We start from the raw sequence: 11,337 nt of genomic DNA, 5'->3' as shown, positions 1-11,337 counted from the left end.
AATAGAGTTGAAGATTGCACTATCCAAAAAAATAATTTTTCTATGTTTCATTTATAAAGAAGACGAGAGGCACTGGCTTGGGGCAGAACCATAAGTAAAATCTGACTTCTTGCGTTTTTTCCTCGTTTTCTCCAATAGTGCCGTAAACGGGAAATTCAGTTTGAGGCCCAGGCTCCAGGCTCTTTTGCTGAAAATATTCTGGGCCTTTCACAACGCCGCTAAGACTGCTATAGGTTATTTTTGCGGAAGACTAAGCACTTACATTTTGATAGAAGTATTTACTGATGGCGCCTCGCGGGGCAATCCTGGCCCTGGCGGGTATGGCGTTATTCTCCGGTATGGGCCGCACGTGAAAGAAATAAGTGAGGGTTTTCGGAAGACCACCAACAACCGCATGGAGCTTTTGGCGGTGATTGTCGCGCTGGAAGCCATTACCAAGCCCGGCATGCCAGTCACCATTTACTCAGATTCAAAATACGTGGTAGATGCCGTGGAGAAGAAATGGGTGTTCGGCTGGGAAAAGAAAGGTTTCACCGGCAAGGCCAACCCCGATCTCTGGCAACGTTTCCTAAAGATTTACCGCAAGCACCAGGTGCGCTTCGTGTGGGTACGCGGTCACGCCGGCCACGCTGAAAACGAACGCTGTGACCAACTGGCGGTAGCCGCCGCCCTCCAACCCAACCTCCCCCCCGACAAAGGTTTTGAGGCAAATCCAACCGCTGGATAATGTGCTAATGGTTTAATGTGCTGATGTGCTATTCTTTGGAAGTCAATTGAAGCAATTCTTTGAATTTACTCAGAATGGGGCATTCGCTTAAACCTATAAGAAGCACTTCTAAATTCATTAGGACCTCACACATTAGCTCATTGGCCTAATTAGCACATCAGCACATTAAACCATTAGCACATTATCTCCGTGGCCAACGACTATTTCCGGTTTAAACAATTCTTGATCAGGCAAGACCAGTGCGCGATGAAAGTCTGCACTGATTCCTGCGTGCTAGGAGCTGCTGCGGATGTTTCTGGCGCAAAACGCATTTTGGACATTGGGGCGGGAACGGGTCTGTTAAGTTTGATGATGGCGCAGCGGTCGCCAGCAGCTCAGATAGAAGCCGTGGAGATAGATGCCGATGCCGCAAAGCAAGCCCAGGAGAACATAGCTGCCAGTCCTTGGGCCGACCGCATCCGGTTGTGGCCTGTGTCCCTGCAAGCATTTGCGGAGACACAGCCCTCCCCTTTTGATACCATCATCAGCAATCCGCCGTTCTTTCAGGCTTCGTTGAAATCTGAAGACGTTGCAAAGAACCGGGCCAAGCATACGGGGTCCCTATCTTTCTCAGAAATCATTTCCTTTGCCCAGCGCTTTCTTTCTCCTGAAGGCAAGTTGCACATTCTGTTACCGCCGCATGAAGCCAACCTCTTTGCGCAGGAAGCACAGCAGGCAGGCTTCAACACTACCTCCATTCTCTGGCTGGAGGCAACCCCGGCGGGAAAATTGTTACGCGCTATTCACACGTATTCTCGCCAGGCCACCATCCCTGCTGAAAGCGTATTGGCTGTACGGGAGAAAGACCACACGTATACCCAAGCCTTTCAGGAATTACTGAAGGAGTATTACCTTATTTTCTAAGAGCGCTTTTGGCCTGTTTCTCACAAAACAAGCAGAAAACAGACTACCCCTCCTGCTCTGTGAAGCGTACGCCAAACTGTTCCAGTTCCGCCAGAATGGGCTCATAGAGTTCTGCTTGCAGCGGCACCACTACTCCTTTGGCGGGCAGCTTTCCTTCCAGTAGTAGTTTGGTGGCAATTCCCACGGGTAAACCTACAGTTTTAGCCATAGCGGTATGGACCTCGTCATCGCCCAGCACCACTAAAGAGGAAGTGAGCTTCTTGCGTGCGCCCTTCAATTCGTATTCAAACTGGTGCAACATCACAATCATGTCTTTATCGCCGGGGTTGAGTTTCCATTTCTGCACCAGCAGTTTCTCCAAGGCCTGGGCTGGGGTAGCATTCTCCAAGCCAATGGGAACTTCGTCAAACAAACCCGTCCATTCCACCAGCCGCAACTCCTCTGCCTCCGGCGTAAGCCCAACGTACGTAGCCACTTTCTCTTTGAGGTTTGTTCCCGGGCTAGAAGCCGGCAGTAAGCTTTCTACCAACGCGCGGTACGTCATGTGCGCCGCGTCTTCCAGGGCATAGGTATCATCGGTCAGGCCCAGTTGAACCAGCACCTGCCACGCCTGGCAATATCCCGGGCGGCGGAGGGTGCCCCGCAGCATGGTGGGGATATTCTGCAAGCCGTAGGGTTCGCGGTAGATGAGCGAATCACGGTTGGCGTAGCCGTCAAAAGAGCCGAAACCGTCTATTTGAAAGGTTTCGGTGCGGCGGAACAGTTGAGGATATGGAATGTATTTGTAGGTGCCGTTCTCTATGTATTTGGCGGTGCCCTGCCCGGCCAGAACCACGTTGCGGGGATTCCAGGTGAATTTGTAATGCCAAGGGTTGTTGTCAGACTCCGGGGCCATTAACCCTCCGGTGAAGGATTTAAACGAGGTAATGCTACCGCCCTGCCCCTGTATCTGGTGAATGAGCCGCATGGCCGATAGGTGATCAATACCCGGGTCTAAACCGCATTCCATCAGAAACGTTAGCCCTTTGGCCTGGGTCTCCTGGTGCATCTCTTTGATTTGCGGAGGTACGTACGAAGCAGTCACCAAATGCTTTCCCTTTGCCAGGCATCCCTGCGCCACCAACGGGTGAAACAGGGCGGGCAGCATAGAAATGACCACATCTGCTCTGCCGATTTCTTCCTCCCGCTGGATTTCGTTCTGTACATCAAACGTGAAGGTTCTTACCGGGGCAGATGGCTGAAGTTTGGACGCCAGGTGATCTACTGAGACATCTCCAATGGAAAGCTGCCAGTTATAAACAGGGGCGTTGGCCAACAGATAGTCAATGAGCACGGTAGCGGAACGGCCAGCGCCCAGGAGCAAGATCTTCTTCATAGTACAGGGTCAGATTGGGGCCTTAAAATGAACATTTTCTTTGGGCCAGGCAACCCTTCTTGCTTTTTAACACCAACTTATTAACTTTGGCTCCCGTACGTTCCCGTGCGGAAAACGCACTTTATGACAGAACAAGTACAGCTCAACATTACCTATGAGGTAGTGTCTTCCATAGAAGAATTAACCCATCAGGAAAGACAGGTGCTTCACCTGGCCCAACAAGCAACAGACAACGCCTATGCTCCCTATTCCAATTACCTGGTAGGGGCCGCTTTGCTTCTTTCAGACGGTAGTACCCACCAAGGCACCAACCAAGAAAACGCGGCGTACCCCTCGGGGCTTTGTGCCGAACGCACCTTGCTGTTTGGCGTGGGTTCCAATCATCCAGATAAAAAGATAGAGATGATGGCGGTCACGGTTAGGCGCAGGAATGAAAACTACTTCCTGAAAGCCTGCCCCTGTGGGGCCTGCCGTCAGGTGATGGCCGAATACCAGAATCGCCAGAACGCCCCCATCCGGCTGCTCATGCAAGCCGAAGACGGAAAGATCACCCGCCTGAAATCAGTAGAGGATTTACTGCCCTTCATGTTTACCAAAGATCAACTGTAAAGGTGGCCGCTACCCATAGAACCATTGCTGTTCCGCGCACGGCGCATCTCCATCAACTAGGTACGCTCTCCACCGCTACCAAACACCTGTGGGTGGTGCTGCACGGCTACGGCCAGTTGGCCCGCTACTTTATCCGGCACTTTGAGCCGCTAGTTGATGAGCAGACCGTGGTGATAGCCCCAGAGGCTCTTTCCCGGTTTTACCTGAAGGAAGTGTCGGGACGTGTGGGGGCCACCTGGATGACCAAAGAGGAACGCCTGCATGAGATTGCTGATTACATCACGTATCTGAACCTGGTGCGCGAACTAGCGCTACAGGAAGCTCCGCAGGCAACATTGCACGTGCTGGGTTTCTCCCAGGGAGGCGCGACAGCTATCCGGTGGTTGGCGCAAGTCCCAGGACCGGTGGCAGAATTAGTGCTTTGGGCAGGCATGTTCCCGCCAGACATGGAAATAGCGCCGGGTAGCCAACCCTTGGGGCAAACCCACCTGACGTATGTGTACGGCCTGCAAGATCCTTTCGTCACCGATGATAAAGTACAGGAGCAACTCGCGCGCGTCAAAGCCGCCGGTCTGCACCCCCACCTCATTACCTTTGAAGGAAAGCATGAAATTAACCGTGAGGTCTTGTTACAGTTGAAGAATGGAGGTATGATAAAATAAATTCCACTCGCTCGCCTCTGGCGAGTGTGGGTTACTTGCGGCGTCCCGCTGCTTTGGACACATCTGAAAGATACAATGTAGCGGCGAGACGCCGCAGGTAACTCACACTCGCCAGAGGCGAGCGAGGTGCAAGAGGGCACTTCATTCCATTTCAGGCTTATTTTTCAGAAAAGCGAGCGAAAAGCTATTCTACTTTATCATCTTGGCAGGATCTTAGTCGCAAGCGGCAGTTCCGGTGGAGTAGTTGTTTCTACAGTTCGCCCACAAGGTCCTTTCAGGATGACAAAGCGAGGGAGTAGTGCCAAAAGGAAATGGAAAACCTGCAATACAGCAAGGTGTACCTGAAATCAATAATACTTACGGTGTAACGCATCTGTTTACTTCTCCCAGATACCCGGCATCACAATCTCCAATAGATGCTGGTCTGGGTCACGGAAGTAGCAGGATTTACGGGCGTGGGGCCAGGTCTGCTCGTGCTCAATGGGAATATTAGCTTGCTGCAATTTCGCTTTCCACCCTTCGTACTGCGCGGCTTCGCACTCAAAGGCCAGATGCAATTGTCCTTCCCCGTAATGCGGCGGCAAATCTTTACTTTCGCGGGTTTTCTGCGCATTGAAACACAGCAATACGGACCCTCCTACCCTGAAGAACACATGCCGCCCGGGTACCTGGCCTATGATGGGCAGGCTCAGCATTTCAGAATAAAAAGCAGTGGTACGCGCCAAGTCCTGTACGTACAAACACGTTTCCTTTATCTTGGTGAATTCCATAGGCAGAGTCTTTTCTCCTGCAACGAACCTTGCGGCAGAAAGATGTATCCTTTTCAGCCAGCTTTTGACAAAACACCCCTAAAACAACAAGGCTCACCGGTACAAATACCGGTGAGCCTCGCTTTTCTGAAAAGACGGTGATTACTGCTTGTTTATGATAGTGGCCGAGGCCTGAGCGGTGGGAAGAATCAGGACTTCGGCTAAATTCACGTGCTTGGGGCGGGTGACCATAAACGCGATGAGTTCAGCAATGTCTTCTGCTTTCAGCGGCTCGAAGCCTTTGTACACGCTGGCAGCCCGCTCTGTATCTCCTTTGAAGCGTACTTCTGAGAACTCGGTTTCTACGGCTCCGGGGTTTACTTCAGACACTTTAATGCCTTCGTGTACCAGATCAATGCGCATGGCTTTGGAGAGCGCATCTACCGCGAATTTACTGGCGCAGTACACGTTTCCGTTGGCATACACCTCTTTCCCGGCAATGGAACCAATGTTGATGATGTGCCCGGTTTTGCGCTCAATCATGATAGGCAGCACTTCTTTGGTCACGTACAGCAGGCCTTTCACGTTGATGTCCAGCATGGCTTCCCAGTCGTCCATGTCGCCGTTCTGGAAAGAAGCCAGGCCGTGGGCGTTTCCGGCGTTGTTTATGAGAACATCCACAGATCGCCATTCGGCTGGTAGTCCTGCCAAAGCAGCATGTACGGCTTCTTTGTCGCGCACATCAAATTCCAAAGGATAAATATTCTCCGGCCCAAACTGCTGCACCAGTTCCTGTAATCTTTCGGTACGGCGGCCAGTGGCAATGATTCTGAAGCCCTGCTGGGCTAATGCAATAGCGGTTGCTCTGCCAATACCGGAGGTGGCTCCGGTTACCAAGGCAATCTTCTGCGTCATAACAGACCTATTCAAAGTTAAGGTAAAGCGTGATGGTGTTGGTGTTGAGTTGCTGAATGCTGTTGTTGTACACCGTTGGGTACGGCTCATGCACGTTGGTGATGCCTCTGGAATACCGTATTTCGGGCGCAAACTTGAAGAAGGGGTAGAACATGTCCAGCCCCACACCATACTCAATGGCAAAATCCATATTTTTCACTTGCAGGAACTCCTCGCCCTTTTTCTGGCCACCCACTATCAAGGAAGGTTTGATACCCCCAATAAAGTACATCTGGGTGTTTTTGCGTCGCTTAGACTCGTATTTTACCAACAGCGGAAGCTCGCCGGCAAAGGTATTCACTTCCTGGATTTTGTCTCCGCCCTCAAACCCAGTCTGGTCATTGGCCGGCATGCCTTTGTATTCAATGGCCCGGCTGTGGTAACCCACGCCCGGTTGCGCGCGCAGTACCAGATTCTGATTCAGCCGGTAAGAGGTGATAAAGTTTACGTTAAAGCCGATTCCGGTTTTCTCGTTCACCGTTAACCCACCCCCGCTTCTCACCTGATCTACGTAAAAAGTGGAATGCTCCAGTTGGTACCAAGACCCATTCACGCCCAGGGAGAAACCCCAGCGCAGCCGTTTGAACTCATACCCCGGCAGGTTCTCGCCTTTGAGGTTGCCTTGGGCTAAAGCCGACTGGCTGGTGCCAAACAGGGCTATCAGGAAAAGGATGACTACTTTGTGCCGGTGTAAATGGAACTGATGCCGAAGGTAAGTGAATGCCATTTTGTGTTTTTAAAGCCGATTCTTTGAAATATAGACAGGAAGTTAGTACCATCTGGGAACGCCTGCACAGACTCGGGCAGGTACGTGTAGGCGGCATTGTCTTTCGAGATCAGTTTCCCGAAAACCGGTAAAATATGTTGGAAGTAAAAATTATAGCCTTGTTTCATGGGGAACGCCTGCGGCTTAGAGAACTCCAGAATAACCGCCATGCCGCCCGGTTTCAACACGCGAAACATCTCTGAAAGCCCTTTCTCCAGATTCTCAAAATTACGGACCCCAAAGGCTACCGTAATCGCATCAAAGTGGTTGTCTGGGAACTGGATGTTCTCAGAATCGCCTAGCTGCAACTGTACCAGATGACTCAGACCACGCTTGGCTATCTTCTCCCGCCCCACCTGCAACATGCCTTCTGAGATGTCAATTCCTATGATCTGTTTGGGGTTCAGTTGCAGGGTCTCCAGGGCAAAATCACCGGTACCGGTGGCAATGTCCAACACTTTCTGGGGCTTTACCGGTGCCAACAGTTTCACCGCCTTCTTGCGCCAGTAAATGTCTACCCCTGCGCTTAGGAAATGGTTAAGAAAGTCATAGCGTTTGGCAATGCTGTTAAACATCTGGGCCACCTGCTTTTTCTTTCCATCTTCCTGGTCTTTGTACGGAACTACTGACATGTACTACTTTTAGTTTGAGAGGGCAAAGCTACTATGCAATAACTAGATTTTCTGCATTATGTTGTCTTCTTCCCTTCTATAATAACAAAGCCCCGGCCATAGGACCGGGGCTTTGATTACTCGCTGTTTTCTGAAAAAGAACGCAGAAACGAAGGTGCTTATTGCTGTTCCTGGTTTCTGATCACGTTGAACTCTGTACGGCGGTTCAACTGCATGTTCTCAGGAGAGTTATTCGGCGCAGCCGGACGACGCTCACCATAAGAAACTGTGATCATGCGGTTGCTTGGGATACCTTGTTTGATCAGGTAGTTGTAGGCAGCCAAAGCACGGTTCTCACCCAAAGTCACGTTGTACTCATCTGACGCACGGGAGTCTGTGTGGCCGTCAATAGAGATACGCAGGGCTGGGTTGGCTTTCATCACGCGTACAATGTTATCCAGCTCAGAGATAGACTCAGGACGCAGGTTGTATTTGTCTGTGTCATAGTAGATGCGTTTGAAGGCATAAGCACCGGTTCCTACGCCGCTGGTGTCTGCAAACTCAATGTAGAAATCCTTCTCAAACACGGTAGTGTCACTTAAAGACAAAGGCACTTCGTAGCGCTCAGTAGCTAAGGTCTGGCCATCTCTAGTCAACGTCACTTGGTAAGGGCGGGCAGAAAGTACAGATACCTGGTAGTTTCCAGAATCTGGCTTGGTTACGTCGCGGTATTCCAAAGGAGCGTTGCTGGCAGTAGTACCGGTGAATACCAGTTCAACACCCGGGATGATGGTTGAGTCACGCAGGCTGTACACGTGGCCACGCACGGTAGCGTTCCGGATGTAGTTGATGGTGTAGATGTCTTTCTCACCGTAACCACCCATGCGGTAGGAAGAAAGGTAAGCGTACGTGCCGTCTGGGCTTAAGCGGTAGTACGTGTCATCATCTGGCGTGTTTACCGGGTAACCCATGTTCTCTGGTCTGCTCCAGCGACGCGCCACGGTGTCAAATTTCATGGTGAAGATATCGTAGCCACCCATAGTGTTATGACCGCGTGAGCTGAAGTACATGGTTAAACCATCTGGCGTGAAGTAAGGGCTGTCTTCATCAAAAGGAGTATTCACTCCGTTCCCGAAGTTCTTTGGCGCACCCCACTCCCCGTTTGGCTGACGCTGTGAATAGTAAATATCCAGGTCACCGTTCTGTGAGAACTGGGTAGTTGAGAAATACAAGGTAGAACCATCTCTGGTAATGAAAGCATCACTTTCAAAGCCTTTGGAGTTGATGTTCTTGTTCAGTTTCTGCGGCTGGCCCCAGTCACCACCGTCGCGGCTGGTCATAAAGATATCACCACCTTCGTCTTGCCGGTACATCAACAATTTTTTATCGTTGTCAAATAACTGAATAGAGGCATCGTGGCCAGTACCGTTCAAACGACCGCTCAAAGACTTAGGCGTTTCCCATGAATCTACCCCTAAACGACGGCTCTCAAAGATATCTTCAAAGTACTCACCGTCTTCGGCTTCTTTACCGCCGGTAACGGCAGCGCTACGGGAAGTAAACAACAGGTAGTTGTTGTCAGAAGAAATAACGGGGCTGTGCTCAGAATAAGGTGTGTTAATGGTTGGCCCCAGGTTTTTCACGAAGAAATCCTTAGGGTTAGCTACCTCTTTTTTGGCGTTACGGGCGTGCTGGATTAACAGGGCCGCCTGCTCTTTTCCGTCTGTGTCGCGTTTGCCCAGAGAAGCCTGGTACGCTTGCGCATTTTTGATGGCGTTGTCAAACTCGTAGTTTACTAAGTCAACGCGGCCTAACCAGTAGAAAATATCATCTCCTACGTTGGGCTTCATTCTGTACGCTTTGTAGACATACTCGCTGGCTTTCTCCTTGTCAAAGGCAATTAAGCTGATACCCGCCCGGTACAACGCCTTTGCATTGTTAGGATCACGCTCCAGCGCCTGCTCATAGAAAGGTAATGCCGCCCGGAAGTTGGCCTGATTGAACATTTTATCTCCGCTCCGGATAAGCTTACGGGTACTCTGAGCCATGACCGTGGAAGCCATGAGAAACAGTGTCAGAAAAAATAATGAAGTTCTAAACAACCGCTTGTCTAAGTGATTCATAGTGTAAAGGTAAAAGTTTAGGGATAGTAGCTATTTAAGTGGCGCAAAACAAATGAATGAACCTGTGGGCCCGGGGTGTAGAATGCTTCTTTTCCGCTAATTAGGGGCTTCTAAGAGCATCACAATAATATCTAAAATTCTTAAGATAGTTAATTTCTATTTTTAGAATGTTTCAATTCAATTATTGATAAAGTGCTGCAATATAGAAAAACTATCGTAACTGATAATCACATCTACAACCCTTCTACGCCCTACGATACTGTGATTTAGGTTAAATGGTTACTATTTACGCCAGATTACGCCCTAAGTAGGGCCTGCCGCTAGTTATTGAAAGGGTTAGCGGTTTATTTGGTACCTTTGTGGGCAATACCAAACGGAGGAAGTAACATGATCATTAAAGATGCAAAGTTTGTGACCAGCAATACCCGCGCGGACCTGTGCCCGCAGACGGACTTGCCGGAATATGCGTTTATTGGTCGTTCTAACGTTGGCAAGTCTTCGCTCATCAACATGCTGACCAACCGGCTGAAACTGGCGAAGACTTCTTCCTTTCCGGGTAAGACCCAGCTGATTAACCATTTCCTGATCAATGACACTTGGTATCTGGTAGATTTACCGGGGTACGGCTGGGCGAAGGTCAGCAAGACCTCGCGGGAAGATTGGCGCAAGATGATTATCTATTACATGAAGAACCGGCCCAACCTGGCCTGCGTTTTCGTGCTGATTGATTCCCGCCTGCCCCCGCAGAAACCAGACCTGGAATTCATGGAACTGCTGGGAACCATGGGGGTTCCGTTCGTGCTTATCTTCACCAAAACAGACAAGCAGTCTGGCACGAAAACTGATATGAACATTGCGGCCTTTATGAAGGTGCTGCGCGAAACTTGGGAAGAGTTGCCTATGTATATGAAGAGTTCTTCTTCCTCTAAAGAAGGCCGCGAGGAGATCCTTCAATTCATAAGTGACGTAAACCAACGGTATCTGGAAGATCGTAAGGGCTAACGCGTCTTTTAAAGTTTTTAACTTAGTACAAATGAAAGTAAAACACCTTTTTATTGCCGCTCTTTTCGCGTTCTTCGCGGCGGGTGCCGTGGCGCAGACCAGCAAGCCAGCCGCCCAAACCGGGAAATTACCGGTAGCTGAGCACTACCCCGGCGGACAGGATTCACTGGTTGCCCATTTGCAACGCAGTATCCAATATCCGGCCCTGGCCAAACGCAACCGGGTCATGGGCACCTGCATCATCGGGTTTACCCTTAAGGAAGACGGCGCTATCAGCAGCGCCAGAATTCTCAAAGAGGTAGGCGGCGGTACCGGCCAGGAAGCCCTGCGCGTGGTGCAACTGCTCAAATTCAAAGCCCCGGGGTATAGCCAACAATACAGCGTACCCGTCAACTTCAAACTTTAATCATTCATCATAACCTAACTTAGCTCTATGCCATTTGACCTGAAAGAGATCGCTTCTATTTCTGGTATGCCAGGCCTCTACAGAATTGTAGCGCCCACCCGCAATGGAATTATTGTAGAAAGCCTTTCCGAAAAACCAGTACGCAGTGTTGCGCAGGCCCGGAACAAGGTTTCTATTTTGCAGGAAATCTCTATGTACACCAATGACGAGGAACATACAGTTCCCTTGGCAGAGATCTTTGACCGAATCAGAAAGCAGTACGGCGCTGACATACCGGTCACCACCAAATCCAGCACTACAGAACTGGCTTCCTTCCTGGAATCTGTGCTGCCTGACTATGATCAGGAGCGGGTGTATGCCTCAGACATGAAGAAACTGGCCCAGTGGTACACCATTGTAAACCAGTTTGTGCCTTACACAGAAGGTTCTGCCACTGAGGAAACTCAGGAA

At 50.3% G+C, this 11,337-nt stretch carries 13 protein-coding genes; 7 read left to right on the top strand and 6 right to left on the bottom strand.

Annotation, left to right across the window (positions count from 1 at the left end; all coding sequences use genetic code 11):
- Positions 1–265 precede the first annotated feature (265 nt).
- On the top strand, positions 266–727 hold the full coding sequence (rnhA, locus tag ACY0JR_RS20535; protein ID WP_462636043.1) for a ribonuclease HI: 462 nt from the start codon (positions 266–268) through the stop codon (positions 725–727).
- Positions 728–916: 189 nt separating this feature from the next.
- Complete coding sequence (locus tag ACY0JR_RS20530) at positions 917–1,630, top strand: tRNA1(Val) (adenine(37)-N6)-methyltransferase (RefSeq protein WP_462636042.1); 714 nt, start codon at positions 917–919, stop codon at positions 1,628–1,630.
- 43 nt (positions 1,631–1,673) lie between these two features.
- Here the strand turns inward: ACY0JR_RS20530 and ACY0JR_RS20525 are convergent, their stop codons facing one another.
- Entirely contained in the window at positions 1,674–3,005 is a 1,332-nt protein-coding gene (locus ACY0JR_RS20525) for a saccharopine dehydrogenase family protein (protein WP_462636041.1), read from the bottom strand.
- A 123-nt stretch (positions 3,006–3,128) separates the two neighbouring features.
- Here ACY0JR_RS20525 and cdd point away from each other — a divergent pair, with 123 nt between their 5' ends.
- Both cdd and ACY0JR_RS20515 read left to right on the top strand, forming a co-directional pair.
- The gene (cdd, locus tag ACY0JR_RS20520; protein ID WP_462636040.1) at positions 3,129–3,614 is read left to right on the top strand and encodes a cytidine deaminase; all 486 of its coding nucleotides are present in this window, start codon (positions 3,129–3,131) and stop codon (positions 3,612–3,614) included.
- Positions 3,615–3,616: 2 nt separating this feature from the next.
- Positions 3,617–4,276 (top strand): alpha/beta hydrolase, encoded by a 660-nt coding sequence (locus tag ACY0JR_RS20515; protein WP_462636039.1) that lies wholly within the window; start codon positions 3,617–3,619, stop codon positions 4,274–4,276.
- Positions 4,277–4,653: 377 nt separating this feature from the next.
- Here the strand turns inward: ACY0JR_RS20515 and ACY0JR_RS20510 are convergent, their stop codons facing one another.
- The 5 genes from ACY0JR_RS20510 to ACY0JR_RS20490 all read right to left on the bottom strand — a co-directional run bounded on the left by ACY0JR_RS20510 (position 4,654) and on the right by ACY0JR_RS20490 (position 9,419).
- Positions 4,654–5,046: a VOC family protein gene (locus ACY0JR_RS20510; RefSeq protein WP_462636038.1), complete on the bottom strand. Its 393-nt coding sequence runs from the start codon at positions 5,044–5,046 to the stop codon at positions 4,654–4,656.
- Between the two features lie 141 nt (positions 5,047–5,187).
- On the bottom strand, positions 5,188–5,940 hold the full coding sequence (locus ACY0JR_RS20505) for an SDR family NAD(P)-dependent oxidoreductase (protein WP_462636037.1): 753 nt from the start codon (positions 5,938–5,940) through the stop codon (positions 5,188–5,190).
- A 7-nt stretch (positions 5,941–5,947) separates the two neighbouring features.
- The gene (gene porT, locus ACY0JR_RS20500; RefSeq protein ID WP_462636036.1) at positions 5,948–6,706 is read right to left on the bottom strand and encodes a type IX secretion/gliding motility protein PorT/SprT; all 759 of its coding nucleotides are present in this window, start codon (positions 6,704–6,706) and stop codon (positions 5,948–5,950) included.
- Positions 6,655–7,377 carry a bifunctional demethylmenaquinone methyltransferase/2-methoxy-6-polyprenyl-1,4-benzoquinol methylase UbiE gene (gene ubiE / locus ACY0JR_RS20495; RefSeq protein ID WP_462636035.1) on the bottom strand — a complete coding sequence of 241 codons (723 nt, stop codon included), beginning with the start codon at positions 7,375–7,377 and terminating at the stop codon, positions 6,655–6,657. The genes porT and ubiE overlap by 52 nt, the downstream gene beginning before the upstream one ends.
- Before the next feature lie 158 nt (positions 7,378–7,535).
- Entirely contained in the window at positions 7,536–9,419 is a 1,884-nt protein-coding gene (locus tag ACY0JR_RS20490; protein ID WP_462636034.1) for an OmpA family protein, read from the bottom strand.
- A gap of 447 nt (positions 9,420–9,866) precedes the next feature.
- On the opposite strand from ACY0JR_RS20490, the gene yihA reads away from it, so the two are divergent.
- From yihA to ACY0JR_RS20475, 3 genes are all read left to right on the top strand, one after another.
- Entirely contained in the window at positions 9,867–10,481 is a 615-nt protein-coding gene (yihA, locus tag ACY0JR_RS20485; RefSeq protein ID WP_462636033.1) for a ribosome biogenesis GTP-binding protein YihA/YsxC, read from the top strand.
- Positions 10,482–10,512: 31 nt separating this feature from the next.
- Positions 10,513–10,887: an energy transducer TonB gene (locus ACY0JR_RS20480; RefSeq protein ID WP_462636032.1), complete on the top strand. Its 375-nt coding sequence runs from the start codon at positions 10,513–10,515 to the stop codon at positions 10,885–10,887.
- A gap of 27 nt (positions 10,888–10,914) precedes the next feature.
- On the top strand, positions 10,915–11,337 hold a 423-nt coding region (locus ACY0JR_RS20475; protein ID WP_462636031.1), incomplete at its 3' end, for a DUF5606 family protein.

This window comes from Rufibacter sp. JT3400010, assembly GCF_054956755.1.
The sequence above is the reverse complement of the archived record's forward strand: the minus strand, read 5'-3'. Positions and strand labels throughout refer to the sequence as shown.